This is a genomic window from Ramlibacter sp. MAHUQ-53 (genome assembly GCF_052600055.1).
In genome coordinates this window covers 227,455-254,049 of sequence record NZ_JBQWTS010000002.1, presented here as the reverse complement: position 1 = coordinate 254,049, position 26,595 = coordinate 227,455, and the positions used below count along the sequence as shown (strand labels likewise).

Genomic DNA, 26,595 nt, shown 5'->3' with positions numbered 1-26,595 from the left:
AGAAAGAACGCATGTACTACGAACTCGCCACCATGACCCTGCCCTTCGGCACCGCCGGGCAGGCCGCCACGAACGTCGACGCCTTCTGCAGGCAGCCGGGCGCCCAGGGTGAACTCCTGGCCTGCTGGTTCACCGACATCGGCGTGCTGAACCAGCTGCTGGTACTGCGCGGCTTTGCGACCCTGGAGCAGCTGCAGGCCGAGCGCGCCCGCACCCAGGCCAGCGCCAGCCCCTACGGCTGCGGCGAGCTGTACCAGGACCTGACGATCGACAGCTACCAGGGCTTCCCGTGGATGAAGCCGGCCCGCCCGAGCGCCGAGAGCGGCGTCACCGGCCCGGTGTACGAGGTGCGCACCTACGGCATCAAGCCAGGCGGCGTGCAGCCCACCATCGACCTGTGGGCCGAGTACCTGCCCCCGCGCGACAAGCTCTCGCCCTGCGTGGTGGCCATGGTGGCCCTGGACGGCGCGCCGCGCTTCACCAACATCTGGGCCTACCCCGACCTGAATGCCCGGAGCAAGGCCCGCGCCGACGCGGTGGCCCAGGGCATCTGGCCGCCCAAGGGCGGCCCGGCCAACCTGACCACGCGCATGGTCTCCACCATCGCCCTGCCCACCGCCGTCTCCCCGATGAAATGAGGTCGCGACCATGGCTCGTCCCTTCTCCCTGGCCTACCTGACCTCGCACCGCTGCACCGCCGCCGAGGCGATCCAGCTGGCGGCCGAGACCGGCTACGAGTTCGTCGGCCTGCGGCCCTGGCCCAATGGCGCGGGCGCCGCGAAGCAGGCGCTGGTCGATGACCCGCAGGCCCTGCGCGAGACGCAGGCCGCGGTGCGCGACACCGGCGTGGGCGTGTTCGACCTGGAGATCGTGCGCATCGGCGCGGCGTTCGACCCGCATGCCTGGGACGCGATGTTCGAGGCCGGCGCCGCGCTGAAGGCCCGCTCGGTGCTGGTGGCGGCCGACGACCCGGACGAGTCGCGCCTGGCCGACAGCTACGCCCGCCTGTGCGAGGTGATGCGCCCCTTCGGCCTGACGGCCGACCTGGAGTTCATGCCCTGGACCGAGGTGCGCGACGCCCGGGCGGCGATGCGCGTGATCGAGAAGGCGGGCCGGCCGGCCAACGCCGGCCTCCTGATCGACGCCCTCCACTTCGGCCGCTCGGACACCACGCTGGACGACATCCGCGCCATCCCGCGCGAGTGGCTGCACTATGCCCAGGCCTGCGACGCGGTGGCCGGCACGCAGTTCACGAACGAGCAGTTGATCCACACCGCGCGCTGCGAGCGCCTGATGCCCGGCGAGGGCACGATCGACGTGGCCGGCCTGTTCCAGGCCCTGCCGGCGGACCTGCCGGTGAGCGTGGAGATCATCCACCTGGAGCGGGAGAAGACGGCCTCGCCGGTGGAATGGGCGCGGCGCTGCCTGGAGGCGAGCCGGGCGGTGTGCGGGGTCTGAGGCGGGGGTGCGCCGGGCCTTGACGAATGTCAACGCCGGCGCCGCCGGGCTCGGCCATCCTGCGGCCCAGGAGCCAAGCCATGAAGAACCACCCCACCCTCCAGTACATCCGCGACGAGCACTCGGCGCTGGGCGCCGTGCTCCACTCCGTCGTGGCCCTGGCCGAGCGCGGCCCCAAGGGCGACGAGGACCGCTTCTTCCATGTGATGCGCGCGATGCTTTACTACATCGGCGAGTTCCCGGAGAAGCGCCACCACCCCAACGAGTCCGAGCTGCTGTTCCCGCTGGTGGCCGAGCGCGCCCCGGCGCTGGGGCCGGTGATCGAGCGGCTGGAGCGCGAGCATGGCTACGGCGAGCGCAAGGTGCACCAGCTGCAGCACCAGCTGATGTCGTGGGAGTTCATGGGCGAGTCCCGGCGCGAGGCCTTCCTCGAGGCGGTCAAGACCTATGTGCGCCACTACCTGGACCACATGCACACCGAGGAAACCCAGGTCTTCCCCGCCGCGGTGGAACACCTCACCGCCAGCGACTGGTCCCGCATCGGCGCGCGCCTGCGCGACGACCTCGACCCCCTGGCCGGCGGCGCCCGCAAGCCGGAGTGGGACAGGCTCCTGACCCACATCGCCAACACCGCCCCGGCGCCGATCGGGCTGGGCGCCGAGTGAGCGTGTGACGCGCCGAGGGCCTCAGCCCTCGTAGCGCCTGCCCCGGGCGATCAGCTCCGGCGTGCCGATGACGGCATTGAGGCCGTCGAAGTCCAGCATCCGGTCCTTCAGGGCCGCCGTCGTGCCGTCGGCCTGCAGGCGGCCGTAGTACTGCTGCAGGGTGTGGGCCACCGCGCGCGCGGTGCCGCCCGGGAAGATCACGATGCGGTAGCCCCGCGCACCCAGCTCGCCGGCCGACTGCACCGGCGTCTTGCCGCCCTCCACCATGTTGGCCAGCATCGGGATGCGGTGGGCGAAGCGGCCGCAGGCGGCGTCCATCTGCTCGGGCGTGCGCACCGCCTCGATGAACAGCGCATCGACCCCGCACTCCAGGTAACGCTCGGCGCGCTCCAGGGCCGCGTCGAAGCCCTCCACCGCCACCGCGTCGGTGCGGGCGAGGACCAGGGTCTGCTCGCTGCGGCGCGCATCCAGCGCCGCGCGCAGCTTGCCGCACATCTCCGCCACCGGCACCACGCCCTTGCCATCGAGGTGGCCGCAACGCTTGGGGAAGGTCTGGTCCTCGAGCTGGATCATGGCCGCGCCCGCGCGCTCGAACTCGCGCACCGTGCGCTGCGTGTTCAGCGCGTTGCCGAAGCCGGTGTCGGCATCGACGATCACCGGCACGGCCACCCGCTCGGTGATGCGCGCCAGCGTGTCGGCCACCTCGCTGGCGGTGGTCAGGCCGATGTCGCTGCGGCCCAGGCGGGTGTAGGCGATCGAGGCGCCCGAGAGGTACAGCGCCTCGAAGCCGGCCTGCTCGGCGACCAGGGCGCTGAGCGCGTCGTACACGCCGGGGGCCAGCAGCACCTGGGGCCGGGCCAGCCGCTGCTGGAGGGTCTCGGGGATCTCGGGGGTCATGGGGGGCTTGTCTCCAGGGAAGCTGCGGTCTTCGCCGCGATCCAGCCGCCGGCCACCGCACTGAGCAGGCCGTTGCCGGAGAGGTAGCCCCACACCGCATCGCCCGAGACGCCGCGCGCGGCGCCGCCGGCGGCGAGCAGGTTGGGGAAGGGGCGGCCCTGGGCATCGAGCACGCGGCAGCGCGCGTCGATGTCCAGGCCGCCCTGGGTGTGGAACAGCGCGCCGGTCACCTTGACCGCGTGGTACGGCGCGGTGAAGCGATCGAGCGCGGGGTCGAGGCCGGCCTCGTCGCAGCCGATGATCCGGGCCAGGCCGGCACGGTCGGCGGCGGTGCGCAGCGCGCCCGCGGCCTCGGCCTCGCGGAAGTCGGGGAAGGTGCGGGCCAGCGCCAGCAGGCGGTCGTCGAAGACGTTCCAGGCGACCTGCCCGGGCTGCTGCAGCACGTGCACCGAGGCCTCGGAGTAGCCGCCGGTCTCGTCATGGAAACGCCGGCCCTGCGCGTTCAGCTGGATGCCGCCCTCGGCCATGACGGCCCAGGTCATGAGGATGCCCTGCGGCACCACCCAGGAGCCGTGGCCCTGGTAGCCGGTGAGGTCGGCCAGGCGCGCGCCGAGCTGGCGGCCCCAGCGGATGGCGCTGCCGTCGTTGCCCACGTGGCCGCCGAAGGTGGCGCCGCGCATCTCGGGAATCAGGTCCTCCACCATCGACGGGTTGCCGCCGAAGCCGTTGCACGCCAGCACCAGCACGCCGCAGCGAAGCTGCTCCAGGCGGCCGTCGGGGCGGCGGTAGCCGATGCCGTGCACGCGCCGCGCCTCGTCCACATAGAGCTCGCGCACCGTGGCCTGCGTGAGCAGCATCACGCCGGCCGCGTCGGCCGCGCGTTCCAGCTGCGAGATCAGGGCGGCGCCGGTCTTCTCCGGCACCGCGTGCATGCGCAGCGCGCTGTGGCCCGGGTACAGGAAGCCCTCCAGTACCTGCAGCGTGATGCCGTGGTGGCCCGAGAGGTGGTCCAGCGCCGGGGCGATGGCCTCGGTGTAGGCCTGTACCAGGTGCGGCGCGGCGCGGCCCCGGGCCTTGGCCTGGATGTCGGCGGCGAAGCGCTCGGGCGAGTCGTCGGTGACGCCGGCGGCGCGCTGCGCCCGCGTGCCGGCCGCGGGCACGAAGCCCGAGGACAGCGCGGTGGAGCCGCTCGGGCGCTCGTCGCGCTCGAGCACCACGCAGTCGATGCCGGCGTCGCGCAGCGCGATCGCCGCCACCAGGCCGCAGGCGCCGCCGCCGACGATGGCCACCGGGACTTCGGGCGCGTCGGCCCCCAGCCGCTCGGCCGGCAGGACGACGGGCTCGTTCAGGTGGGTCACGCCGTGGGACGGTGCAGGTACTGGCCGCGCGGCTTGCCGATCAGGTTGCCGTCTTCGTAGATCAGGCCGCCGCGCAGGAAGGTGGCGTCCACATGGGCCGACAGCTCCAGGCCCTCGAAGGGGGTGTAGCCCTGGGTCGACGGCGAGTCCTTGGCGGCGATGGTCCAGGTGTGGTTCGGGTCGACCAGCACCACGTCGGCGTCGAAGCCCTCGGCCAGGTCGCCCTTGTGGTTCAGGCCGTAGCGCTGCGCCGGGTTCCAGGCCAGCACCTGGGCCATGTGGTTGTAGCTCATGCCGCGGCGCGTGCCCTCGGAGACCAGCGAGGGCAGCAGGTACTCGGTGCCGCCGAAGCCGCTCTTGGCCATCCAGATGTTGCCGAAGTAGCGCTTGGGGATCTTCAGCTCCTGGCGGCAGCAGGCGTGGTCGGACACCACCCAGTCGAGCTCGCCGGCGAGCAGCGCCTCCCACAGGAACTCGACGTCCTCGCGCGGGCGGATCGGCGGGTTCACCTTGGCCTGCTCGGCGGCCTTGGAGGTGATGTCCAGCATCAGGTGGCCGATGGTCACCTCGCGCTTGAAGTTGATGTGGGGGAAGACGTCGGCCATCATCATCGCGGCCTGCACCGCCTTGCGCGAGCTGAGGTGCAGCAGGTTGATGTTCGGCAGCGCGGTCTCGTTGGCCAGGTAGCTGGCGATGAACACCGCCAGGCCCTCGGAGTGCTGCGGGCGCGAGGCGCTGTAGGCGGCCAGGCCCTTGAGCGACTTGTCCTTCTCCACGATCTTCGTGTAGGCCGTCATGATCTCGGCGGTCTCGCAGTGCAGCGACAGCGAGATCTGGTCGGCCTTCTCGGGGAACCGCTCGCGCGCCGCCTGCACGCCGCGCATGATGAACTCGAAGTGGGCCAGGTCGTAGCGCTCGTCCTCCCCGATCATCAGGAAGTCCTTCTGCGTGTTCGAGGCGCCGTGCAGGCCGTGCGAGCCGTAGAACATGAAGATCTTGAAGCTGGACACGCCATGCTTCTCGATCAGCATCGGGATCTCCTCGATGTGCTTGCGGTCCATCGGCGCCAGGTGGTAGCCGTAGTCCACATGGAAGCGGTTCTTCGAGATCTTCAGCACCTCGGGGAAGAACTTGGCATACGGGCCGCCCTTGTTCAGGTAGTACTGGCCGGTGCGGAAGTAGTTGAGGCTGGAGGTCACGCCGCCCATGGCCGCGGCCTTCGATTCGGTCACCGCGTCCTCGGCCAGCGGCGAGTAGATGCCGGAGTGCATGTGGGCGTCGACCACGCCGGGGAAGGCCAGGCGGCCCTTGCCGTCGTAGACCTTCCTGGCGAGCGTCGCGTCGATGCCGGGCGCCACCTTGGCGATGCGCTCGCCCTGGATGGCGATGTCGCCCTCATGCACGGTGTTCCCGTGCGGGCGCACCACGCGCACGTTCTTGATCAACAGGTCGTAGATGGGTTTGGTCATGAGTCCTCCGGTGTCTTGTCGGGTGCGAATCGCTGCTTGAGCAGCTGGAAGAGGCCGCCCGCGCGCACCATCTCCAGCAGGAAATGGGGCACGGGCTCGCAGGGCAGGCGCTGGCCGCTGGCGGTGACCACGGTCAGGTGCTCCAGGTCGAGGGTGACCGTGTCGCCCTCGGCGAGGCGGTCGGCCAGGGGGCAGGTCAGGAGCAGCAGGCCGAGGTTGAAGGCGTTGCGGAAGAACAGGCCGCTGTACGAGGGCGCGATCACCGCGGCCACGCCCAGGTGGCGGAGCACGCCGGCGGCCTGCTCGCGCGAGGAGCCGATGCCGAAGCCGGGGCCGGCGGCGATCACGTCGCCCGGGCGCACCTGCGCGGCGAACCCCGGGCGCACCGATTCCAGGCAGTGCGGGGCGATGCCCTCGAGGCCCAGCTTCATGTAGGCGCCGGGGGCCAGGGCATCGGTGTCGATCTCCTTGCCCAGTTTCCAGACGCGGTGGGTCGTGGTCATGCGACCTCCTTGAGCATGTCGCGCGGGTCATGGATGCGGCCCGTCACCGCCGAGGCCGCCACCGTGTAGGGCGAGGCCAGGTAGACATCGGTCGTGGCCGCGCCCATGCGGCCGCGGAAGTTGCGGGCGGTGCTGGAGATCACGTTCTTCGCGTGGGTCAGCGCGTCGCCGTAGCCGGCGCAGGCGCCGCAGCTGGTGGCGGCCACCTCGGCGCCGGCGTCGCGCAGCACCTGCATCAGGCCCTCGCGCTCGGCCTGCTGCTGGTCGCGCATGCTGGCCGGAGCGACGATCAGCCGCACGCCCCGCGCCGCGTGGCGCCCCCGCAGCACCGAGGCGGCGGCGCGCAGGTCGTCGATCTTGGCGCCGGTGCAGGCGCCGATGTAGGCCACGTCCACCGGCGTGCCCTCGTGCTTCGACACCGGGCCGGCGTTGGCCGGGCTGTGCGGCGCCGCCACCTGCGGCGCCAGCAGCGGCGCGTGAAAGGCATGGCGCTCGATCGGCGCGCCCGAGTCGGTGCGCCAGTGCGAGAGGTCGCCCAGCGTCGCGGGGTCCACCCCGGCGGCGCGCAGCCAGTCGACGGTGACCTGGTCGGGCGCCACCAGGCCGGCCTGCGCCCCCATCTCGGCGCTCATGTTGGACAGGGTCATGCGCTCGTTCATCGACAGCGCGCGCACCGCATCGCCGGAAAACTCCACCGCCTGGTAGGCGCCGCCATTCATGCCGACGCGGCCGATCATGTGCAGCATCATGTCCTTGGCGGTCACGCCCGGCTGCAGCCGGCCCGACCACTCCATGGAGATGGTGCGCGGCACCTGCAGCCAGATCTCGCCGGTGACCACCACGCCCAGCATCTCGGTGCTGCCGACGCCGAACATGTAGGCGCCGAAGGCGCCGCCAGTGGGCGAGTGCGAGTCGCCGCCCACGCAGAACATGCCGGGGCGGATGTGCCCGTGCTGCGGCACCACCACGTGGCAGATGCCCTGGCTGTCGTAGACATGGGGCAGGCGCTCGTCGCGCGCCCAGTCGCGGGCGATGCGCACGATGCGGCGCGCCTCGTCGTCGCGCTCGGGCACGTAGTGGTCCATCACCAGCACCACCTTCTGCGGGTCCCAGATCTTCGCGCCGAGCTGGTCCAGCATCGGCTTGAGCCGGCGCGGGCCGGAGGAGTCGTGGAACATGGCGAGGTCGACCTCGCAGGTCACCACCTCGCCGGGGGTCACGAAGTCGCGGCCGGCGGCGCGGGCCACGAGCTTCTGCGCCAGTGTCATCGCCATGCGTGCGGATGCCATGTGCGGCCCCTCCAGGTCATTGCGGGCGGCCGGCTCATTCCGGCTTCGCCCCCGAGTACTTGACGACCTTCGCCCAGCGCGCGATCTCGGCGCTGACGAAGGGGGCGAACTCCTGCGGCGCATTGCCCACCGGCGTGGCGCCCTCCAGCTCGATGCGCCGGCGCACCTCGGGCGTGGCGATCGCCTGGCGCGCGGCGTCGGCGACGCGGCGCGCCAGCTCGGGCGGCATGCGCGCCGGCCCGAAAAGGCCGAACCACGCGCTGGATTCATAGCCCGGGAGGAACTCGGCGATCGCCGGCACCTCCGGGAAGGCGGGCAGGCGCCTCGGGCTGGTCACGCCCAGCGCCTTGAGCTTGCCGGCGCGGATGTGGGCCTGCACGTTGCCGATGTTGGCGAACATCAGCTCCACCTGGCCGGCCAGCACGTCCTGCACCGCCGGCGCGGTACCGCGGTAGGGGATGTTCACGATGTAGGCGCCCGCCATCATCTTGAAGGCCTCGCCGGCGAGGTGGATCGACGAGCCCAGGGCGCCGATGGCGAAGTTCAGCCGGCCCGGTTGCGCCTTGGCCAGCCGGATCAGGTCGCCCGCATGGGCCACCGGCACCGAGGGGTGCGCCACCAGCACCGCGGGCGAGGTGGCCACCAGCGTGAGCGGGGTGAAGTCACGCGCGGGGTCGAAGGGCAGCGAGGGGTACAGCGACGCGTTGATCGCGTGGCTGGTGAAGCTCATGAGGAGCGTGTTGCCATCGGGCGCGGCGCGGGCCACCGCCTCGGCGGCGAGGTTCCCGCCGGCGCCCGGGCGGTTCTCCACCACCACGGTGCGGCCTAGGGCCTTGGCCATCTCCGTGGCGAGGATGCGGGCGAGCGTGTCGCTGGTGCCGCCGGCGGGGGCGCCCACCAGGATGCGCACCGGCGGCTGGGCCTGCGCGTGGGCCCGGGCCGCGGCCACCAGGAGCGCGGTGCGCACCACCGCATCTCGCCGCGAGAAGGAGGGGGAACGGATGCTCATGGCGTCACGACCTTCCTCACAGGCCCAGGTAGGCGCGGCGCAGGCGGTCGCTCGCCAGCAGCTCGCCGGGGGTGCCGGAGAACTCGATCGCGCCGTTCTCCATCACGTAGGCACGCTGCGCGATCTCCAGCGACTGCCCGACGTTCTGTTCCACCAGCAGGATGGACAGGCCCTGCCGGTTCAACTGCCCGATCAGCCCGAACATCTCCTCGACCAGCAGGGGCGACAGGCCCAGCGAAGGCTCGTCGAGGATCAAGAGGCGCGGCTCGGCCATCAGCCCGCGGCCGATCGCCAGCATCTGCTGCTCGCCGCCGCTCATGGTGCCGGCCAGCTGCGACAGCCGCTCCTTCAGGCGCGGGAAGATGCCGAACACCCGCTCCAGGTTCTGCGCCCGGCGCTCGCGCGCGCGGGTGAAGCTGCCCAGCTCCAGGTTCTCCAGCACCGAGAGGTTGGGGAAGATGCGCCGGCCCTCGGGCACCTGGACCAGGCCGGCGGCGACGATGTCGCGGTAGTGGCGGTGCGCGATGGCCTGGCCGTCGAAGCCGATCTCGCCGGCCCGCGCGGGGACGATGCCGCACAGCGTGTTGTTGAAGGTGGACTTGCCGGCGCCGTTGCTTCCGAGCAGGGCGACGATCTCGCCGGCATTCACCGTGAGGTCCACGCCGCGCAGGATCTCCACGCTGCCATAGCCGCTGCGCAGGCCAGTGACTTTCAGCAATTGCGTCATGCCCCGGCCCCCTGCCCCGCCAGCCGCTTCGCGGTGCCGTGCCCCAGGTAGGCCTCGATCACCCGCGCATCGCGCGTGACCTGCTGCGGGCTGCCCTCGGCGATCAGCTGGCCCTGGGCCAGCACCCACACGTGCGAGGCCAGGTTCATCACCGCCTGCATCACGTGCTCGATCATCAGCACGGTCACGCCCTCGCCGGCGATGCCGCGCACCACGGGAATCATCTCGGCCACCTCCTGCGGGTTCAGTCCGGCCAGCACCTCGTCGAGCAGCAGCAGGCGCGGCCGGGTGGCCAGCGCGCGCGCCAGCTCCAGGCGCTTGCGCCCGGCCACGGTGAGGTCGCCGGCGGGCTTGTCCAGCTGGGGCCCCAGGCCCACGCGCTGCGCCACCGCCTCGGCCTGCGCCAGCGCCTCGGAGCGGCTGGCGCAGTGCAGGTGCGCGCCCACCGCGATGTTCTCGCGCACGGTCTGCGCGGCGAAGGGCTGGACGATCTGGAAGGTGCGGGTCATGCCGCGGCGCGCGTTGGCGTGCGGCGGCTGGCCGGTGATGTCGGCGCCCTCCAGGAACACGCGGCCGGTGTCGGGGCGCAGGAAGCCGGACATCAGCGCGAACAGCGTGGTCTTGCCCGCGCCGTTGGGGCCGATGAGGGCGCTCAACTGGCCGGCGGGCAGCGACAGGCTCACGTCCTGCACCGCGCGCAGGCCGCCGAAGGCCTTGGAGACGCCTTCGAGGCGAAGCATCTCCGTCGTCATTTGCGTTCTCCTTGCGAGCGCCACAGCGAGATCACGGAGCGCCCCACGCCCGCCACGCCGCGCGGCGCAAACATGACGATCAGCACCAGCACGCAGCCATAGATGATCATGTTGATGCCCGGCAGGCTGCCGAACAGGTTGCGGGTCAGGTCGGACAGCAGATGCAGCGTGGCCGCGCCGAGCAGCGGCCCCCACAGCGTGCCCAGGCCGCCGACGATGGCCGCCACCAGGGCCTCCACCGAGGCATGCGGGCCATAGGCGATGGCCGGGTCGATGTACTGGAACACCTGCACGTAGAACGCGCCGGCGGCGCCCATCAGCGCGCCCGAGACGGCGATCGCGCCGAGCTTCACCCGGAACGGGTCCACGCCGATGGCGCGGGCCGCGTCCTCGTTGTCACGCACGGCCTGCAGCCAGGCGCCGAAGCGCGAGTGCCGCAGCCAGGCCGCCACGAGCTGCGCCGCCACCAGCAGGCCCAGGGCCAGCCAGAGGTAGCCGGCGCGGGTGGGGAACTGCATGTTGCCCGCGCCCTCGCGCAGCGGCAGCATCAGCCCGACGCCGGCGCCGGTGAAGTCCACCGACAGCGCCAGCACCCGCAGCACCTCGGCGAAGGCCAGCGTGACCAGCGCGAAGTAGGAGCCCTTGAGGCCGTAGCGGAAGGAGAGCGCGCCGAAGAACAGGCCGGCGCCCGCCGCCACGGCCATCGCCAGGGCCAGGGCGGGCCAGGGGTTCAGGCCCCACCGCATCTGGGCGATGGCCTGCACGTAGGCGCCGGTGCCGAAGAACAGCGCGTGGCCGAAGGAGAACTGGCCGCCGAAGCCGCCCAGCAGGTTCCAGGCCTGGGCCATGAGGGCGCCGAACAGCACCATCATCACGAAGTTGAGGGCCACGCCGGAGGCCGTGGCCAGCGGGATGCACGCCACCACCAGCGCGAACACCGCGATCGACAGGAGGTCCTTGCCGAGCGTCATGCCTTGGCTCCAAACAGGCCCTGGGGCCGCAGCAGCAGCACCGCGATGAAGATCAGGAAGATGCCGATCTGGCCCAGCGACTCGCCGAACCACAGGCCGCCCAGCGACTCGACCACCCCGATCAGGAGGCCGCCCACCAGCGCACCGGGGAAGCTGCCCATGCCGCCGAGGACGACGATGGTGAAGGCCACCAGCACGAAGCCGCCGCCCACCTGCGGGTTCACGTAGTACGCCGGCAGCAGGAAGCAGGCCGCCGCGCCCAGGCAGGCCAGGCCAATGCCGAAGCTCATGGCGTAGACATGCTCGACGTTGATGCCCATGAGGCGGGCGCCCTGCTTCTCCTTGGCCACCGCGCGGATCGCACGGCCCAGGTCGGTGCGCTTCATGATCCACAGCAGGGCCGCCGAGGTGGCCAGGGCGCCGAAGAAGGCCACCACCTTGGGCAGCGAGATCATGGCCGGGCCGATCGCCACCGTGGCCAGGGTGTAGGCGGTGTCGATGGTGCGGGTGTCGGAGCGGAACGCGAGCAGCGCCACGTTCTCCAGGACGATCGAGATGCCCAGGGTGACCAGCAGGATGTTCTCGTCCTTCCCATGGCTGGCGCGCTCCACCACGCCGCGCTGCAGCGCATAGCCCGCCGCGAACATGGCGGGCACCATGACCGGCAGGGCCAGGTACGGGTCCACCCCCAGGGACTGCTTGAGGAAGTAGACGCCGTACAGGGCCATCATCAGGCACGCGCCGTGCGCGAAGTTGATGATGTGGAGCACCCCGTAGATCAGGGTGAGCCCCAGGGCCACGAGCGCGTAGACCGCGCCCGTGGTCAGCCCGTTCAGGACGGCGGGGAACAGGATGGACAGGTCGAACATCGCGCGGTCGGTCCTCCGGCGCTCAGGCCTTCAGCGGGAAGATCGGGTCGACCTCGCGGTAGTCGCGCGGGATGATGACCTTGATGTCGTTCTTGTGCACCTGCGTCATCAGCGGCTGCGCGCCGGTGTTCTGGCCGTTCACGAACTTGGTGGGGCCGTACGGCATGATGTGGTCGGCGAAGGTGCTCGACTCGAGGGCCGCGATGATCGCGGCGCGGTCGGACGACTTGGCGCGCTCGATCGCGTCGGCCAGCAGGCGCATCGCGGTGTACGTCATGAACAGCTCGTATGAGAAGAACAGGCCCTTGGCCTCGGCCCGCTTCTTCAGCTCGGCGCTTCGCTTGTCCTTCGGGTTGAACCAGTGGTTGCAGTCGATGATGCCGTTGGCCGCGTCCGGGAACTCCTTGACGAACTTGTAGCTGGAGGCCGCGCCGCCCAGCACCGAGTAGATCGCCTTGGGAACCACCTTCTGCTGCTGCATGGTGCGCACCAGCAGCGCGTACTCGTTGTAGTAGTTGGCGGGGATCACGATGTCCGGGTTCACGGACTTCATGCGCAGCACGATGTTGTTGAAGTCGCGCGTGGGGTTGGCGTGCTTGATCACCTCCTTCACCTCGTAGCCGTACCCGGGCAGCTCGCGCGAGAGCAGGTTGGCGGTGCCGGTGCCGAAGAGGGACTCCTCGTGGATGATCATCACGCTCTTGGCGGGCTTGCCGGCGGCGGTGTTCAGCACGTGCAGGTTGGCCACCGCGACCTCGGCGCACTTGCGGTAGCCGGGGCCGAAGCGGAAGGTGTTCTTCAGGCCGCGCTCGACGATCTGGTCGGCCACGCCCACGTCCACCACGTGCGGCAGGTTGTACTTGGCGGCGGCCTGCGTGGTGGCCAGGCAGATGGCGGAGGCGAAGGCGCCCACCACGGCGCTGGCGCCGGCTTCGTTGATCTTCTCGATCTCGGCGGCGCCGGCCTGCGGCGTGGACTGCGCGTCGGCCAGCAGGGCCTCGATCTTGGCGCCGCCCAGCGACTTGATGCCGCCGGCCTTGTTGATGTCCTCGATCGCCATCAGCGCGCCCTCGCGGCACTGCTGGCCCGAGTACGCCAGCGCGCCGGTGACCGGGTGCAGCACACCGACCTTGATCGGCTTGGGCTGCGCCCCGCCCACCAGCGGGAAGGCCATCGCGGAAGCGGCCGCGGCCGTCTGGGAGATGAAGTGGCGACGAGTGCTCATGGCGTTCTCCTTAGTGAAACTGAGCGGACAATTCCTTGTTGACCCACACCTTGGCGTCGATGCCGCCCACGCGCGAGAGCTGCATCTGGTATTCATAGCGGTCGGGCCGGTAGAGGCCGTGCAGCCACTGCACGGGGCGGTCGTCGGCGTCGAGGATCAGGCGGCGCACCGCGAGCAGCGCGGCGCCCACCGGCACGTCCAGGCGGGCGGCGACTTCGGCGTCGGCCAGGACCGCGGTGAGGGTCTGCTCGGCGCGGCCCACCTTCACCCCGGCCTCCTCGAGCAGCACCAGGATCGGCTTCTTCGCCAGGTCCTTCTTGGTGAAGGGGCCGGCCAGCGCGGTCGGCACCCAGGTGGTGATGCACGAGAGCGGCCCCTCGCCGGTGCTGCGCACGCGCACCGCCTTCTGCACCTTGTCGCCGGGCGCCAGGCGCAGGGCCTCGGCCACCGGCGCGGGCGCGGCCAGGGTGGCCAGCGACACCACCTGCACCGAGGTGCGCAGGCCCATGCTCACGAGGTTCTCGAACAGGCCGCCCAGCGAGGTGCGGGCAGCCGCCTGGGGCTCGGCCCCGGCCTCGGCCGCCGTCGGCCGCGTGGGCTGCGTGGCGCGGCCCGGGTGGCGGGTGATGCGGCCCTCGGCCGCCAGCTGCTCCAGGGCGCGGCGCACGGTGACGCGGGCCACGCCGAACTCCTCGACCAGCGCGTGCTCGCCCGGAAGGCCGTCGGCGAAACGGCCTTCCTCCAGGTGCTGGCGCAGCACCAGGTAGACCCGGTGGTACTTCGGCAGCGGCAACCCGGCGCGAGCGGACTTCATGGCCGCGGATGATGGGCGCGGTCTTAATGTACTGTCAATAGGACATTTGAAATCGTGAATGTCCTGTCGGGAATCGGCCCGGATAGGGTGCGGGTAATCCCGGATCCGGTGCGCGCCGCCTCACGCGGGTGCGCGGGCGGCGGCGCGCCTCGGGGGCCTCAGGCCATGGACTTGTCGGTGCGGCGCAGGAAGCCCTGGTTGGCGCCCGGGCGGTTGGGGGCGAAGCCGTTGGCGGCCAGGGTCTCTTCGACGGTGTCGTAGAACACGCCGATCTTGCAGATCTCGCGCGCCTGCTTCGCGGTGGCGATGGGGCGGCCGAACTCGCGCGACATGCGCACCAGCTGCTCGACCTGTTCCACCGTGGACATCTTGGCGTCGCGGGCCTGGTTCCACAGGTTGTCCTCGATGCCGCAGCGCACGTGCAGGCCCAGGGCCAGGCCCATCATGTTGATCGGCAGCACGTTGCGCATGGAGCTTTCCACCGTGAGCACCGCGCCGTCGGGCGTGGCGCGCACGAAGTTGGAGAGGTTGTACAGGTTGGGGGCGTCCATGCCACCGCTGATGGCGACCCAGTTCATCACCAGCGGGCCCTTGTAGACGCCGCGGCGCATCAGGCGCTCCACCGACTCGAAGCTGTTGATGTTGTAGCACTGGAAGGCGCTCTGGATGCCGGCCTCGCTGAGTCGGCGAATGTGCTCCTCGGCCCACCCGGGCTGGGCCGGCACCGTCATCTCCTTGTAGGCCTGGAACACCGCCGGGTCCTCCATCGAGGTGCCCTGGAGGTCGCCGTCCTCCATGTGCTCCAGGATGTTCATCTGCGAGGTGTTGATGGTCACCGTGACCTGGTCCGGCTTGGGGTCCAGCTCGGCGAGCATGTGGCGGGTGTCGTCGGACAGCCACTTGGCCTTGGCGCCGTCGGTCTCGGGGGCGAAGCTGATCGAGCCGCCGACCTGGATGATCATCGCCGGCACGCGGGCACGCACGCCGGCGATCAGCTCGTTGAACTTGGACAGGCGCTTGGAGCCGCGGCCGTCGAGCTCGCGCACGTGCAGGTGCAGCACGGTGGCGCCGGCGTTGTAGCAGTCCACCGCCTTCTGGATCTGCTGCTCCATCGTGACCGGAATGTCCTGCGGGAAGTCGGAGGGCATCCACGAGGGCGCGTAGGGCGCCGCGGTGATGATCAGGGGTTGCTGGTTCTCGGGGAACAGGTGGCCGTCGAGGAAGTTCATCGCTTGCTTCGGGTTCGGGGTCGTTCGGTTTCAGAAGGGCTTGTCGCCGATGATTCCCGCGCGCTCCATCTTGCGGTGGCAGGGCGGGTAGTCCATCACGGCGTAGTGCTGCGTGGCGCGGTTGTCCCAGATCGCCACGGAGTTGGGCTTCCAGCGCCAGCGCACCTGGTACTCGGGCACCATGGCCTGGTTGATCAGGTACTGCAGCAGCGCCGCGCTGCCCTGCGTGAAGTCCTGGCCATAGCGCACGTTCTCGGGCGTGTGGAAGTTGGTGAAGTGGGTGGTGAAGCCGTTGACGAACAGCACCTTCTCGCCGGTCTCGGGATGGGTGCGCACCACCGGGTGCTCGGCATCCGGGTACTGGGCCTTCAGCGCCAGGCGCTTCTCGGTCGGCATCGCCGCGCCGAAGGTGGCCTCGATGCTGTGGCGCGCGCGCAGGCCGTCGATCTGGGCCTTCACCTGGGCCGGCAGCTTCTCGTAGGCCAGGGCCATGTTGGCCCACATGGTGTCGCCGCCCACCGGCGGGCACTCCACGCAGCGCAGCACGCAGCCCATGGGGGGCGACTCGCGCCAGGTGGCGTCGGTGTGCCAGGAGTTCTCGTAGCGGTCGTTGGGCTGGTCGGGGTTCTTGTAGATGCGCACCAGGCCGGGGTGGTCCGGGTCGCTGCCGGCGACCGGGTGGTCCTCGAGCTGGCCGAAGCGGTGGGCGAAGGCCACGTGGTCGGCGCGGCTGATGTCCTGGTCACGCAGGAACAGCACCTTGTGCTTCAGCAGGGCGGCCTTGATCTCCTGGAACAGGCCGTCGTCGCGGGCGGCGTCGGCCAGGCTCACGCCCACCAGCTCGGCGCCGATGGCGCAGGTCAGTTGCTCGATCTTCATCGGGTGTCTCCTCGTTCTCTCGTCGGGGGGCGCGCGTCAGATCACGAAGATCGACGAGCCGGTGGTCTTGCGCGACTCCAGGTCGCGGTGCGCCTGGGCAGCGTCCTCCAGCGCGTAGCGCTGGTTGATCTCGATGCGGATGCGGCCGGCGGCGACATGGCCGAAGACCTCGGCCGCGAGTTCGGCCTTCTCCGCCGGGTCGGCGATGTAGTCGGCCAGCGCGGGGCGCGTGAGGTACAGCGAGCCCTTTTGCGCCAGCAGGTTGGGGTTGAAGCCGTCGATGGTGCCGCTGGCCGTGCCCACGCTGACCATCAGGCCGCGCCGGCGCAGCGAGTCCAGCGAGGCCATGAAGGTGCTCTTGCCGACGCTGTCGAAGACCACGTCCACGCCGCGGCCCCCGGTGATCTCGCGCACCCGCTGGGCCACGTCCTCGTGGCTGTAGTTGATGGTGTGGGCGCAGCCGTGGGCGCGGGCGACGGCGGCCTTCTCCTCGGTGGAGACGGTGCCGATCACGGTGATCCCCAGCAGCTTCGCCCACTGCGAGACGATCAGGCCCACGCCGCCGGCCGCCGCGTGCAGCAGCACGGTGTCGCCGGCCTTGAACGGGTGGATGCGGCGCATCAGGTAGGCCGAGGTCAGGCCGCGCATGGTCATGGCGGCGGCGGTCTCGAAGCCGATGGCGTCGGGCAGCTTGATCAGGGGAGCGGCGGGCACCAGGCGCTCCGTGCTGTAGGCGCCCAGGGTGTTGAGGAAGCCGGTGTAGGTGACGCGGTCGCCGGGCGCCACGTTGTCCACGCCCTCGCCCACCGCCAGCACGGTGCCGGCGCCTTCCACGCCCATGCCGGCAGGCAGGGGCACGGGGTAGGTGCCGTTGCGGAAGTAGGTGTCGGCGTAGTTCAGGCCCACCGCGGCATGCCGCAGCAGCACCTGGCCGGGGCCGGGCGCGCCGACCTCCATCGTCTCGACCTGGAGCACCTCCGGTCCGCCGGTGCGGTGCATGCGAATCACTGTGGCCATGGCTTGTCTCTTCGTCCTGGAATGGGGCCGCGCCGGTACGGGCGGCCGATGGGGCAATGTAGGCAGGACGGGTTTTCCCCGCTTTCCCGTTGACGCCAGGCCCTTACCATTTCATGCCATGAGCATTTCGGTCCGCGCGGCATCCCTGACCAACTTCTTCGAGGTGGCGCGCACGCGCGGGCTCAATCCGGTGCCGCTGCTGCGGCAGGTGGGCCTGAGCCGGGCGCTGCTGGAGGACCCGGACCAGCGCATTCCCGCGGAGGCGGCCATCCGCCTGCTGGAGCTGGCCGCGCAGGCCAGCGGGGACCCGCAGTTCGGCCTGCGGCTGGCGCAGTCGCGGCAGGTCTCGGACTTCGGCGCGGTGAGCCTGCTGATCTCGCACCAGCCCACGCTGCGCGAGGCGCTGCGCGCCACCATCGCCTACCGCCACCTGATCAACGATTCACTGGCCCTGGACCTGGAGGAGGCCGGCGCCTTCGTGACCGTGCGTGCGGAGCTGGTGGGGGGGCTGGCCTCGCGCCAGTCGATCGAGCTGGCCCTGGGTGTGGTGATGCGCCTGTGTTCCGCGGTGCTGGGGGCCGGCTGGCGGCCCTACAGCGTGAACTTCACCCATGCGGCGCCGAGGGACCTGGCGCTGCACAAGCGCGTGTTCGACTGCCGGCTGGAGTTCGGCAGCGAGTTCAACGGCCTGGTGTGCCGTGCCGGCGACCTCGACGCGCCCAACCCCGCGGCCGCGCCCGCCCTGGCCCGCCACGCGCAGCGCTTCGTGGACACCCTGCCCCAGGCCGGCGACGCCTCGCTGGTGCAGGAGGTGCGCAAGGCCATCTACCTGATGCTCGCCAGCGGCAATGCCAGCAGCGCCTATGTCGCCCAGGGCCTGGGCCTGAGCGTGCGCACCATGCAGCGCCGGCTCGACGAGGCCGGCGCCAGCTTCACCGACATGCTCAATGAAGTGCGCCGCGAACTGGCGCAGCGCTACATCGAGAACCCGCGCAACTCCCTGGTTCGGGTCTCGCAGATGCTCGGGTACAGCTCGCCCAGCGCGTTCACGCGCTGGTTCACCACGCAGTTCGGCGAGCCGCCGCAGCGGTGGCGGGCACGGGGCACGGGGTCAGGTCTTGCATCAACGCGACCGGACCCACCTGCCCAGGCTGCATCGCGGCGGCGGCCACTGAGCGCACCCGTCCCGGCCGGGGCCGGTCGGGCGGCGCGACTGCCGCGTTGATGCAAGACCTGACCCCGCCTCCGCCTCAGTTCAACTGGATGTTGAACTGCCTGACGATCCCCGCATTGCGCTCGTACTCCGTGCGCACCGACTGCGCGAACTGGTCGAGCGACAGCTCCTCGCCCGCCTCGAAGCCCACGGCGAACATGCGCCCGCGGAATTTCGGGTTGCGGGCGACCTTCGCCACCGCGTCGTGGATCTTCTCCGCCACCTCGTTCGGCACGGCGGCGGAGGCCACCACGCCGACCCAGTTGGAGAAGCTCACGTCCGGGTAGCCCAGCTCGGTCATGGTGGGCACGTCGGGCAACTGGGTCAGGCGGCTCTTGCCGGCGACCGCATAGGCCTGCAGCTTGCCCGCGCTGATCATGGCGCGGGAGGTGACGTAGCCATCGAACATCAGCGGGATCTGCCCCCCCAGCACCTGGGCCAGCGCCGGCGGCGAGCCGGGGAACGGCACGTGCTGCAGGTCCAGGCCCGCCTTCTGGTTCAGGATCATGCCCGCGTAGTGCGAAGCGGAGCCCGCGCTGTACGAGGCGAAACTGAGCTTGCCCGGGTTGCTGCGCGCATGGGCCACGAAGGCCTTGAGGTCCTTGGCCGGCACGTTCGGCGCGGCCACCAGCACCAGGTTCGAGCGGCCGACCACCCCCAGCGGCCTGACGTCCTTGAGCGGGTCGAACCCGGACTTCAGCACATGGGGGATCTCGGTCAGCACGTTGCTGGCGGTGACCAGCAGCGTCTGGCCGTCGGCGGGCGCGGCGCGCAGCGCCTGCACGCCAATGCCGCCACCCGCGCCGGGGCGGTTCTCGACGATCACCGGCTGGCCGATGTCGGCGGCGAGCTGCTCGCCCACCAGGCGGGCAATCACGTCCATGGTGCCGCCGGCGGGCGCCGGCACCACGAGCTTGACGGGCTTGTCCGTCCAGGCAAAGGCCGCCGGCAGCGCGAGCCCCAGGAGGGCCGCGCACAGGGCCTTGCGAAACTGGCGCTTGTCCAGGATCGGGTTCATGGCGTTGTCTCCACGATGGGCGAAGCCGCCGTCAGAAGCGCAGGCCGGCCGTCAGGGCCCAGTAGCTGCGGTCGACCAGCAGGTTGTAGCGGCCGCCGGAGAAGCGGTTGTACTGCAGGTCGGCGAAGTACTTCTGCCGCCACTCGGCGCGCACGGCAGGCCTGACCATGGTGCGGCCCTCGGAGAAGGTGCCGTCGTACGAGAAGCCCTTGACGTCCTTGAACACCGCCAGCGAGGGCGTGATCGTGGCGCCGGTGGGCAGGCCCGAGTAGGTGGCCGAGGCCACCATGCGCACGCCCCAGGCGTTGCTGGTGGTGTAGCCGTCGGTGGTGCAGGTCTTGCCCGTGACCTGGTCCACGCAGGCGGTCAGCGCGCCGTTGGCGCCCACGTAGGCGGCGGCGCCGTAGGCGGTGCCGCGGCCGAAGCGGATCATCTCCGCGCTGGGCAGGCCGTTGATGTGGCTGAAGCCCACCTCGCCGGTCAGCGCGATGCGGTCGGCGCCCAGGGCCTTGGTGAACACCTGGGTGCCGCCGAGGCTGCCGGTGACGACGTCGAAACGGTCGTAGGCGTCGAAGGTGCCGCCCGCGGGAATGGCCGTGATGTTCTTGCGCAGGGCCAGCAGCGAATTGGGGCTGCGGCCGAAGAACGCGCCCAGCAGGTCCGAGGCGTTGAAGGACAGGGGCTGCCCGTGGCGCAGGGCCAGCTCGCCGAAGGTGGTGAGCTGCGGGTTCACCTTCTTCGTGAACGAGGCGCCGAAGACCTGCACGTTGTCCGGGTAGATCATCCCGTAGTTGCTGTTGGAGGCGACGCCCGGGGTGGTCGAATTGACCGTCATGCGGTAGGTCGGCGCGAAGGCGGTGGTGTTCATCGCGTACAGCTTCACGTCGGCGTCCAGCGGGTCGGCCTTGAAGCCGAAGGCCAGGCCGTAGTGCTTGGGCACGCCGGGGGCGATGTCGGGCGTGCGGTGCACGTACTGGTCGGTGGCCAGGCGCTGCGCCTCGGAAGCGCCGGCGAACGAGATCATGTTGCAGCCATCGGCGATGAAGGAGGCCACGTCGAAATAGGTGCCGCAGCCCGGGTACACGTTGTTGCGGTGCTCGTAGGCGGCGAAGCCCTCCAGGCTCCAGGCGGTGCCGGCGGCCAGGCGGGCGCTGAGCATGCCCAGGGGCAGCCTGCCGTCGATGGGCTGGGCGCCGGGGCGCAGCTGCGAGGCGAAGTCCGCCGGGTTCGTGGCCGAGCCGATGCCGCCCGCGAACAGCTGCGAGCCGCCCCAGGCCAGGACCTGGCGGCCGAAGCGGCCTGACAGGGTCTTGCCGCCCTCGAGCGTGGTGGAGCCGTAGACGAAGGCATCGCGCAGTTCGGCATTGCTGAACTGGTTGCTGGAGGCGAAGCCGGTGTCGCCCAGGGGCGCGCCCTGGGTGAAGCCGTTGACGTAGTTGCCATAGGCGACGTTCTTCTCGCCCAGCGCGAAGTCCTTCCAGGCGGCGGCGCGCACGAACAGGCCGATGTTGTCCTTCTTGACGTCCACGTCGACGACGCCCTTGAGGACGGTGGAGATCTGGTCGCCCTTGGAGAAGTTCAGGTTGGGGCCGCCGTTCTGGCCCGCCAGGTTGCCGCGCGGCACGCCGGCCACGAACGGGGACACGGCGGCGGAATAGCCGTCGGGGCTGGGATCGTTGGCGCGGATCTGGGTGCCCAGGGTGACCAGGCCATTGACCTTCACCTGCACGCCGTTGTCCAGCTTCACCTCGTACGCCTGCGCCTGCAGGCAGGCCGCGGCGATCGCGGACAGCGCCCAGGCCTTCTGGTTGAACTTCATCTGTTGTCTCCTGTTGGATGGGTCCGACTTCACTCGTTGGACTTGATGCACTTGCACCGGCGCACGCCCGTGCGCCTTCGTGGCCAGCGCGATTCTTCTGAAATGGCCGTGGCGCGACTTATCCATTCACGACATTCATTTGCCTTTATGCGCCACGCACCGAGGCGGCGTTCAGGCGTTGAAACTTCCGTGCTCAGCGGCCAGGCGAGCCAGCAGCGGCGCGGGCTGCCAGAAGGCCGCGTCGTCCAGCGGGTTGCGGGCGAAGCGCTCCATCGCCTCCGCCACGCGGGCCAGGCCCACGCTGTCGGCGTGGTGCATGGGGCCGCCGCGCCAGGCGGGGAAGCCGTAGCCGGTGAGGTAGACCACGTCGATGTCGCCGGCCTTGCCGGCGATGCCTTCCTCGAGGATGCGCGCGCCTTCGTTGACCAGGGCGAACAGCAGGCGCTGCACGATCTCCTCGTCGGGCACCGCGCGGGGCGTGATGCCCAGCGCGGCGCGGTGCTGCGCGAGCAGCGTGGCCACCGCCTCGCTGGGCAGCGCCTCGCGCTGGCCGGGCTGGTAGTCGTACCAGCCTGCGCCGGTCTTCTGGCCGAAGCGGCCCTGCTCGCAGAGAAGGTCGCCGATGCGGCTGTACTTCATGCCGGGGTAGTCGACATAGCGGCGCTTGCGGATCGCCCAGCCGATGTCGTTGCCCGCCAGGTCGCTCATTCGGAACGGGCCCATGGCGAAGCCGAAGGACTCGATGGCCCGGTCCACCTGGGCCGGGGTGCAGCCTTCGTCCAGCAGGAAGAAGGCCTGGCGCAGGTACTGTTCGACCATCCGGTTGCCGATGAAGCCGTCGCACACGCCGGAGACCACCGCCGTCTTGCGGATGGTGCGGGCCAGGGCCATGACGGTGGCCAGCACGTCCTTCGCGGTCTGCGCGCCGCGCACTACCTCCAGCAGCTTCATCACGTTGGCGGGGCTGAAGAAGTGCAGGCCCACCACGTCCTGCGGTCGCTTCGTGAAGGCGGCGATGCGGTCCACGTCGAGCGTGGAGGTGTTGGTGGCCAGGATGGCGCCGGGCTTCATCACCGCGTCCAGCGCCTCGAACACCTGCTGCTTGACGCCCAGGTCCTCGAACACGGCCTCGATGACGAGGTCGGCCTCGCCCAGGTCCTCGTAGGCCAGGGTGGTGGACAGCAGGGCCATGCGGCGCTCGCAGGCCTCCTGCGCGAGCTTGCCCTTCTTCACCTGGGCCTCGTAGTTCCTGCGGATGGTGGCCAGGCCGCGGTCCAGCGCCTCCTGCTTCATCTCCAGCAGCTTCACCGGCAGGCCGACGTTGAGGAAGTTCATGGCGATGCCGCCGCCCATGGTGCCGGCGCCGACCACGGCCACCGCGCGCACCTCGCGCCGCGGCGTGCCGGCCGGCACGTCGGGGATGCGCGAGGCCGCGCGCTCGGCCATGAAGACATGGCGCAGGGCCTGGCACTCGGGCGTGTCCATGAGGCCGACGAAGGCCGCGCGCTCTCGCGCCACGCCGTCGTCGAAGGCCCGGGTGGTGGCGCGCTCCACCGCCTCCACGCACTGGCGCGGCGCGGGCAGCGGCCGGCCCCGGCCGGCGGCGGCGGCGCGCTCGCGGGCCTGCTGGAAGAAGGCCTCGCCGGGCGAGGGGCACGTCAGGTTGCGCACACGGGGGAAGGCGCTGCCGTCGGCGGCATGGCGGGCGGCGCGCTCGCGGGCGAAGGCGATGGCTTCCTCCAGCAGGAACTGCGGCGCGGAGGCGATGCGCTCGAACAGCTGCTGGCCGGGGATGGCGGCCAGGGCCTCGGCGGTGACCGGCTCGCCGTCCAGGATCATGTCCAGCGCGCGCTCGACGCCGATCACGCGCGGCAGGGCCTGGGTGCCGCCGGCGCCGGGGATCAGGCCCAGCTTCACCTCGGGCAGGGCCACGCGCAGGCCGGGGGCGGCCAGGCGGTAGTGGCAGCCCAGGGCCAGCTCCAGGCCGCCGCCCATGGCCACGCCCTGCATCGCCGCGACGACCAGCTTGGGCGAGGCATCGAGCGCCGCGATCACGCTGCCCAGGAACGGCTCCTCGAAGGCCTTGGGCGAGCCGAACTCCTTGATGTCGGCGCCGCTGGAGAAGACGCCGTGGTCCCCGGCCAGCACGAGGGCGCGCACCGCCGGGTCTTCCAGCGCGCGGCGCAGGCCCGCCATGACGCCCTGGCGCGTGGCCAGGCCTAGGCCGTTCATGGGCGGGTTGTCGAGGTGGATCACGGCCACGTCGTGTTTCAGTTCATAGCGTGCGGTCATGTCGTTCTTCCGTGCGGGTGGGGGTTGTCAGAGGGTGCTGGCCAGGTGGCCGCCGTCGACGGGCAGCGCCGCGCCATTGATGTGGCGGCCGGCGTCGGAGCACAGGAGTAGCAGCGGGCCGTCCAGGTCCTGGGGCGCGCCGAAACGGCGCGAAGGCACGCGCAGGCGCATGCGCTCGCCGGCCTCGCCGGCCAGGAAGTCGCGGTTCATGTCGGTGGCGAAGTAGCCCGGGAGGATGGCGTTGCAGCGGATGCCGTGGCGGGCCCACTCCAGCGCCATGGCGCGCGTGAGCTGGATCAGGCCGGCCTTGGAGGCCGCGTACGGGCCGACGCCGGCGGCCACGCGCTCGCCCAGGATGGAGGCGATGTTCACCACCGCCCCGCCCCGGCCGGCGGCGACCATGGCGCGGGCCGCGGCGCAGGCCACCAGCCAGGCGCCGCGCAGGTTGGTGTCGAGCACGCTGTCCCAGTCGTCCGGGGACTGGTCCAGCATCGGGCGGTAACGGGCGACGCCGGCGTTGTTGATCACGATGTCCAGCGCGCCCACGCGATCGTGCAGGTCGGCCATCGCGGCCTGCACCTGGTCGGCGTCGCGCACGTCCAGGGCCAGGGCCTCGGCCTGGCCGCCGGCCTCGCGCACCTGGCGCAGCACCAGCTGCAGGCGCTCGGTGCTGCGCGCCGCCAGGACCACCGTGGCGCCGGCCGCGGCCAGGGTGCGGGCCATGTGCTCGCCCAGGCCGCTGGAGGCGCCGGTGACCAGGGCACGGCGGCCGTGGAGGGAGAAGGCCGCCAGGGGCGGCACGGGGGATTCGTTCGTCGTCATGGCATGGCTCCAGGAAAGGCAGTGGGGGCTCAGAGCAGCGGCAGCGCCATCTCGCTGACCGGGCGCGCCAGCTCGCCGTACGCGGTCGCCTGGCGGCTGGAGGCGTTGCCCGCGAGGGCCCGCTTCCTCACGCCTTGCAGGATGGCGGCCAGCCGGAAGAAGCTGAACACGAGGTAGAAATTCCAGTCGGGGATGGCGTCCACCCCGGTGAGTTCGCAGTAGCGGCGCACATGGGCCTCCTCGGAAGGAATGCCCAGCGCCGCGCGGTCCAGGCCGCCCAGGCCGGGGATCGCCGCGTCGTGCGGCAGGCGCAGCTGCATGCACTGGTAGGCCAGGTCGGCCCAGGGGTGACCGAGGGTGGACAGCTCCCAATCGAGCAGCGCGAGGACGCGAGGCTCGGCGGGGTGGAACACCAGGTTGTCGATGCGGTAGTCGCCGTGGATCAGGGCCACGCGTCCGTCGTCCGCGGGCAGGTGGCGCGGCAGCCAGTCGATCAGCGCCTCCATCGCGGGGTTGGGGCCGGTCTCGCTGGCGCGGTACTGCTCGCTCCAGCGGGCCACCTGGCGCGCAAAGTAGTTGCCGGGGCGGCCGTAGTCGGCGAGGCCGGCGGCGTCCACATTCACCCGGTGCAGGGCGGCGAGCACCTCCACCATCGCCTCGTAGGCCCGGGCCCGGAAGGCGGGGTCCTGCCCGGGCAGTGCGCCGTCCCAGAAGATGCGGCCATCGACGAACGCCATCAGGAAGAACGGGGAGCCGATGACGGCTTCGTCCTCGCACAGCGCGTGGACGCGCGGCACCGGCACGCCGCTGCCGGCCAGGGCCTGCATCACGCGGTACTCGCGGTCCACCGCGTGGGCGGACTTCAGCAGCTGCCCCGGCGGCTTGCGGCGCAGCACGTACTGCGCCTCGCGGGTCTGGAGCCGGTACGTGGGGTTGGACTGCCCGCCCGCGAACTTCTCGCAGGACTGGATGTCCCCGAAGCCCGGGAGCGTCGCCTGCAGCCAGGCCTGCAGGCGCGGCAGGTCCAGGGCGTGGGGGTCGCTCGGTGCGTGGGCCATGCGGGTCTCGGGCCCCGGGCTCACGCGGCCGACAGCTCGCGGATCACCTGCTTGCCCAGGGCCATCATGTGGACCTGGTCCGGGCCGTCGGCGAGGCGGCACCAGCGGGCGTAGTTGAAGGCCTCGGCCATGAAGTAGTCGCCGGTGAGGCCGCCCGCGCCATGCATCTGGATCGCCATGTCGAGCACTTCCGAGCCCAGTTGCGGCACCATGATCTTGGCCATGCCGATCAGGTCCATGGCGGCCTTGTTGCCGACGCGGTCCATCTTGTCGGCGGCGCGCAGCGTGAGCAGGCGGCACATCTCCACCTTCGAGGCCATGACGGCGATGCTCTCGCGCACCGAGCCCTGCTCGCTGAGCTTCCTGCCGAAGGCGACCCGGCCCTCCACCCGCTTGCAGGCCAGTTCCAGCGCCCGCTGCGCCGCGCCGACCACGCGCATGCAGTGGTGGATGCGGCCCGGGCCGAGGCGGCCCTGGGCGATCTCGAAGCCCCGGCCCTCGCCCAGGAGGATGTTGGCGCGCGGCACGCGCACCTGGTCGAACACCAGCTCGGCGTGGCCGCCCGGCTCCTCCCAGTAGCCGAAGGTGCTGAGGGGCCGCACGATGCTCAGGCCGGGCGTGCCGCGCGGCACCAGCACCTGCGACTGCTGCAGGTGGCGGTTCGGGTTGTCCGGGTCGGTCTTGCCCATGACGATGAAGACCTCGCAGGTCTCGCGCATGGAGCCGGTGGCGAACCACTTGCGGCCGTCGATGACGTACTCGTCGCCCTCGGCGCGGATGGAGAGTTCCACGTTGGTCGCGTCGCTGGAGGCCACGGCCGGCTCGGTCATCACGTAGGCGGAGCGGATGCGGCCCGCCAGCAGCGGCTTCAGCCAGCGCTCCTGCTGCGCCGGCGTGCCGTAGCGGGCGAAGACTTCCATGTTGCCGGTGTCGGGGGCGCTGCAGTTGAACACCTCGGGCGCCCAGAACACGCGGCCCATGATCTCGGCCAGGGGCGCGTACTCGAGGTTGCTCAGGCCCGCGCCGCCATGCTCGCGGCCCGGCATGAAGAGGTTCCACAGGCCCTGCTCGCGGGCCAGGGCCTTGAGGCGCTCCATGATCGGCGGCGTCTTCCAGCGTTCCTGCTGGAGCTGCTCGGCGAACAGGTGCTCGTTCGGGTAGACGTGGTCCTGCATGAAGGCGGTGAGCTGCTGCTGCAGCGCCTGCACGCGCGGGGAGTGCTGGAAGTCCATGGATCGTCCG

25 protein-coding genes are annotated in these 26,595 nt (G+C 71.1%); 4 read left to right on the top strand and 21 right to left on the bottom strand.

Going from position 1 to position 26,595, the window contains the following annotated elements:
* Positions 1-11: 11 nt before the first annotated feature.
* From ACT80S_RS04590 to ACT80S_RS04580, 3 genes are all read left to right on the top strand, one after another.
* Positions 12-638, top strand: coding sequence for an NIPSNAP family protein (locus ACT80S_RS04590; protein ID WP_377413204.1), 627 nt, complete (start codon positions 12-14; stop codon positions 636-638).
* A 10-nt stretch (positions 639-648) separates the two neighbouring features.
* Positions 649-1,458 carry a sugar phosphate isomerase/epimerase family protein gene (locus tag ACT80S_RS04585; protein WP_377413202.1) on the top strand — a complete coding sequence of 270 codons (810 nt, stop codon included), beginning with the start codon at positions 649-651 and terminating at the stop codon, positions 1,456-1,458.
* Positions 1,459-1,538: 80 nt separating this feature from the next.
* Positions 1,539-2,123 (top strand): hemerythrin domain-containing protein, encoded by a 585-nt coding sequence (locus tag ACT80S_RS04580; RefSeq protein WP_377413200.1) that lies wholly within the window; start codon positions 1,539-1,541, stop codon positions 2,121-2,123.
* A 21-nt stretch (positions 2,124-2,144) separates the two neighbouring features.
* On the opposite strand, the gene ACT80S_RS04575 is transcribed toward ACT80S_RS04580, so the two are convergent.
* From ACT80S_RS04575 to ACT80S_RS04505, 15 genes are all read right to left on the bottom strand, one after another.
* The gene (locus ACT80S_RS04575) at positions 2,145-3,020 is read right to left on the bottom strand and encodes an isocitrate lyase/PEP mutase family protein (protein ID WP_377413197.1); all 876 of its coding nucleotides are present in this window, start codon (positions 3,018-3,020) and stop codon (positions 2,145-2,147) included.
* On the bottom strand, positions 3,017-4,369 hold the full coding sequence (locus ACT80S_RS04570; protein ID WP_377413891.1) for an FAD-dependent oxidoreductase: 1,353 nt from the start codon (positions 4,367-4,369) through the stop codon (positions 3,017-3,019). Before ACT80S_RS04570 ends, ACT80S_RS04575 begins: the two co-directional genes overlap by 4 nt.
* 5 nt (positions 4,370-4,374) lie before the next feature.
* Positions 4,375-5,847, bottom strand: coding sequence for a dihydroorotase (locus ACT80S_RS04565; RefSeq protein ID WP_377413195.1), 1,473 nt, complete (start codon positions 5,845-5,847; stop codon positions 4,375-4,377).
* Positions 5,844-6,350 (bottom strand): LeuD/DmdB family oxidoreductase small subunit, encoded by a 507-nt coding sequence (locus ACT80S_RS04560; protein ID WP_377413193.1) that lies wholly within the window; start codon positions 6,348-6,350, stop codon positions 5,844-5,846. The genes ACT80S_RS04565 and ACT80S_RS04560 overlap by 4 nt, the downstream gene beginning before the upstream one ends.
* Positions 6,347-7,639, bottom strand: a complete 1,293-nt coding sequence (locus ACT80S_RS04555) for a 3-isopropylmalate dehydratase large subunit (protein ID WP_377413191.1) — start codon at positions 7,637-7,639, stop codon at positions 6,347-6,349. Before ACT80S_RS04555 ends, ACT80S_RS04560 begins: the two co-directional genes overlap by 4 nt.
* 34 nt (positions 7,640-7,673) lie before the next feature.
* Positions 7,674-8,648 carry a tripartite tricarboxylate transporter substrate binding protein gene (locus tag ACT80S_RS04550; RefSeq protein WP_377413188.1) on the bottom strand — a complete coding sequence of 325 codons (975 nt, stop codon included), beginning with the start codon at positions 8,646-8,648 and terminating at the stop codon, positions 7,674-7,676.
* A gap of 16 nt (positions 8,649-8,664) precedes the next feature.
* A complete protein-coding gene (locus ACT80S_RS04545) occupies positions 8,665-9,375 on the bottom strand; it encodes an ABC transporter ATP-binding protein (RefSeq protein ID WP_377413186.1) in 711 nt (236 codons plus the stop codon).
* Entirely contained in the window at positions 9,372-10,127 is a 756-nt protein-coding gene (locus tag ACT80S_RS04540; RefSeq protein WP_377413184.1) for an ABC transporter ATP-binding protein, read from the bottom strand. Before ACT80S_RS04540 ends, ACT80S_RS04545 begins: the two co-directional genes overlap by 4 nt.
* On the bottom strand, positions 10,124-11,098 hold the full coding sequence (locus ACT80S_RS04535; protein WP_377413182.1) for a branched-chain amino acid ABC transporter permease: 975 nt from the start codon (positions 11,096-11,098) through the stop codon (positions 10,124-10,126). Before ACT80S_RS04535 ends, ACT80S_RS04540 begins: the two co-directional genes overlap by 4 nt.
* Positions 11,095-11,967, bottom strand: coding sequence for a branched-chain amino acid ABC transporter permease (locus ACT80S_RS04530; RefSeq protein ID WP_377413180.1), 873 nt, complete (start codon positions 11,965-11,967; stop codon positions 11,095-11,097). Before ACT80S_RS04530 ends, ACT80S_RS04535 begins: the two co-directional genes overlap by 4 nt.
* 22 nt (positions 11,968-11,989) lie before the next feature.
* Positions 11,990-13,192 carry an ABC transporter substrate-binding protein gene (locus tag ACT80S_RS04525; RefSeq protein WP_377413178.1) on the bottom strand — a complete coding sequence of 401 codons (1,203 nt, stop codon included), beginning with the start codon at positions 13,190-13,192 and terminating at the stop codon, positions 11,990-11,992.
* A gap of 10 nt (positions 13,193-13,202) precedes the next feature.
* Positions 13,203-14,006, bottom strand: a complete 804-nt coding sequence (locus ACT80S_RS04520) for a GntR family transcriptional regulator (RefSeq protein WP_377413175.1) — start codon at positions 14,004-14,006, stop codon at positions 13,203-13,205.
* A gap of 158 nt (positions 14,007-14,164) precedes the next feature.
* On the bottom strand, positions 14,165-15,235 hold the full coding sequence (locus ACT80S_RS04515) for a BKACE family enzyme (protein WP_377413173.1): 1,071 nt from the start codon (positions 15,233-15,235) through the stop codon (positions 14,165-14,167).
* Between the two features lie 30 nt (positions 15,236-15,265).
* Positions 15,266-16,114, bottom strand: a complete 849-nt coding sequence (locus tag ACT80S_RS04510; protein WP_377413171.1) for a TauD/TfdA dioxygenase family protein — start codon at positions 16,112-16,114, stop codon at positions 15,266-15,268.
* A 36-nt stretch (positions 16,115-16,150) separates the two neighbouring features.
* Positions 16,151-17,131: a quinone oxidoreductase family protein gene (locus tag ACT80S_RS04505; RefSeq protein ID WP_377413169.1), complete on the bottom strand. Its 981-nt coding sequence runs from the start codon at positions 17,129-17,131 to the stop codon at positions 16,151-16,153.
* A gap of 118 nt (positions 17,132-17,249) precedes the next feature.
* Between ACT80S_RS04505 and ACT80S_RS04500 the strand changes: the two genes are divergently transcribed.
* A complete protein-coding gene (locus tag ACT80S_RS04500; RefSeq protein ID WP_377413167.1) occupies positions 17,250-18,356 on the top strand; it encodes an AraC family transcriptional regulator in 1,107 nt (368 codons plus the stop codon).
* A 25-nt stretch (positions 18,357-18,381) separates the two neighbouring features.
* On the opposite strand, the gene ACT80S_RS04495 is transcribed toward ACT80S_RS04500, so the two are convergent.
* The 6 genes from ACT80S_RS04495 to ACT80S_RS04470 all read right to left on the bottom strand — a co-directional run bounded on the left by ACT80S_RS04495 (position 18,382) and on the right by ACT80S_RS04470 (position 26,585).
* Positions 18,382-19,362 carry a Bug family tripartite tricarboxylate transporter substrate binding protein gene (locus ACT80S_RS04495; RefSeq protein WP_377413165.1) on the bottom strand — a complete coding sequence of 327 codons (981 nt, stop codon included), beginning with the start codon at positions 19,360-19,362 and terminating at the stop codon, positions 18,382-18,384.
* Positions 19,363-19,393: 31 nt separating this feature from the next.
* Positions 19,394-21,181: a DUF1302 domain-containing protein gene (locus ACT80S_RS04490; protein ID WP_377413163.1), complete on the bottom strand. Its 1,788-nt coding sequence runs from the start codon at positions 21,179-21,181 to the stop codon at positions 19,394-19,396.
* Between the two features lie 171 nt (positions 21,182-21,352).
* Positions 21,353-23,473 carry a 3-hydroxyacyl-CoA dehydrogenase NAD-binding domain-containing protein gene (locus ACT80S_RS04485; RefSeq protein ID WP_377413159.1) on the bottom strand — a complete coding sequence of 707 codons (2,121 nt, stop codon included), beginning with the start codon at positions 23,471-23,473 and terminating at the stop codon, positions 21,353-21,355.
* A 27-nt stretch (positions 23,474-23,500) separates the two neighbouring features.
* Positions 23,501-24,295, bottom strand: coding sequence for an SDR family NAD(P)-dependent oxidoreductase (locus ACT80S_RS04480; protein ID WP_377413157.1), 795 nt, complete (start codon positions 24,293-24,295; stop codon positions 23,501-23,503).
* A gap of 29 nt (positions 24,296-24,324) precedes the next feature.
* Entirely contained in the window at positions 24,325-25,353 is a 1,029-nt protein-coding gene (locus ACT80S_RS04475) for a phosphotransferase (RefSeq protein WP_377413155.1), read from the bottom strand.
* Positions 25,354-25,373: 20 nt separating this feature from the next.
* Positions 25,374-26,585, bottom strand: coding sequence for an acyl-CoA dehydrogenase family protein (locus ACT80S_RS04470; RefSeq protein ID WP_377413153.1), 1,212 nt, complete (start codon positions 26,583-26,585; stop codon positions 25,374-25,376).
* Positions 26,586-26,595: the final 10 nt, after the last annotated feature.

Bases quoted from the DNA above. Each gene is read 5' to 3' on its own strand.
- ACT80S_RS04590 (WP_377413204.1), top strand. From the start codon at position 12: ATGTACTACGAACTCGCCACCATGACCCTGCCCTTCGGCACCGCCGGG.
- ACT80S_RS04585 (WP_377413202.1), top strand. From the start codon at position 649: ATGGCTCGTCCCTTCTCCCTGGCCTACCTGACCTCGCACCGCTGCACC.
- ACT80S_RS04580 (WP_377413200.1), top strand. From the start codon at position 1,539: ATGAAGAACCACCCCACCCTCCAGTACATCCGCGACGAGCACTCGGCG.
- ACT80S_RS04575 (WP_377413197.1), bottom strand. From the start codon at position 3,020: ATGACCCCCGAGATCCCCGAGACCCTCCAGCAGCGGCTGGCCCGGCCC.
- ACT80S_RS04565 (WP_377413195.1), bottom strand. From the start codon at position 5,847: ATGACCAAACCCATCTACGACCTGTTGATCAAGAACGTGCGCGTGGTG.
- ACT80S_RS04560 (WP_377413193.1), bottom strand. From the start codon at position 6,350: ATGACCACGACCCACCGCGTCTGGAAACTGGGCAAGGAGATCGACACC.
- ACT80S_RS04555 (WP_377413191.1), bottom strand. From the start codon at position 7,639: ATGGCATCCGCACGCATGGCGATGACACTGGCGCAGAAGCTCGTGGCC.
- ACT80S_RS04550 (WP_377413188.1), bottom strand. From the start codon at position 8,648: ATGAGCATCCGTTCCCCCTCCTTCTCGCGGCGAGATGCGGTGGTGCGC.
- ACT80S_RS04545 (WP_377413186.1), bottom strand. From the start codon at position 9,375: ATGACGCAATTGCTGAAAGTCACTGGCCTGCGCAGCGGCTATGGCAGC.
- ACT80S_RS04540 (WP_377413184.1), bottom strand. From the start codon at position 10,127: ATGACGACGGAGATGCTTCGCCTCGAAGGCGTCTCCAAGGCCTTCGGC.
- ACT80S_RS04535 (WP_377413182.1), bottom strand. From the start codon at position 11,098: ATGACGCTCGGCAAGGACCTCCTGTCGATCGCGGTGTTCGCGCTGGTG.
- ACT80S_RS04530 (WP_377413180.1), bottom strand. From the start codon at position 11,967: ATGTTCGACCTGTCCATCCTGTTCCCCGCCGTCCTGAACGGGCTGACC.
- ACT80S_RS04525 (WP_377413178.1), bottom strand. From the start codon at position 13,192: ATGAGCACTCGTCGCCACTTCATCTCCCAGACGGCCGCGGCCGCTTCC.
- ACT80S_RS04520 (WP_377413175.1), bottom strand. From the start codon at position 14,006: ATGAAGTCCGCTCGCGCCGGGTTGCCGCTGCCGAAGTACCACCGGGTC.
- ACT80S_RS04515 (WP_377413173.1), bottom strand. From the start codon at position 15,235: ATGAACTTCCTCGACGGCCACCTGTTCCCCGAGAACCAGCAACCCCTG.
- ACT80S_RS04510 (WP_377413171.1), bottom strand. From the start codon at position 16,114: ATGAAGATCGAGCAACTGACCTGCGCCATCGGCGCCGAGCTGGTGGGC.
- ACT80S_RS04505 (WP_377413169.1), bottom strand. From the start codon at position 17,131: ATGGCCACAGTGATTCGCATGCACCGCACCGGCGGACCGGAGGTGCTC.
- ACT80S_RS04500 (WP_377413167.1), top strand. From the start codon at position 17,250: ATGAGCATTTCGGTCCGCGCGGCATCCCTGACCAACTTCTTCGAGGTG.
- ACT80S_RS04495 (WP_377413165.1), bottom strand. From the start codon at position 19,362: ATGAACCCGATCCTGGACAAGCGCCAGTTTCGCAAGGCCCTGTGCGCG.
- ACT80S_RS04490 (WP_377413163.1), bottom strand. From the start codon at position 21,181: ATGAAGTTCAACCAGAAGGCCTGGGCGCTGTCCGCGATCGCCGCGGCC.
- ACT80S_RS04485 (WP_377413159.1), bottom strand. From the start codon at position 23,473: ATGACCGCACGCTATGAACTGAAACACGACGTGGCCGTGATCCACCTC.
- ACT80S_RS04480 (WP_377413157.1), bottom strand. From the start codon at position 24,295: ATGACGACGAACGAATCCCCCGTGCCGCCCCTGGCGGCCTTCTCCCTC.
- ACT80S_RS04475 (WP_377413155.1), bottom strand. From the start codon at position 25,353: ATGGCCCACGCACCGAGCGACCCCCACGCCCTGGACCTGCCGCGCCTG.
- ACT80S_RS04470 (WP_377413153.1), bottom strand. From the start codon at position 26,585: ATGGACTTCCAGCACTCCCCGCGCGTGCAGGCGCTGCAGCAGCAGCTC.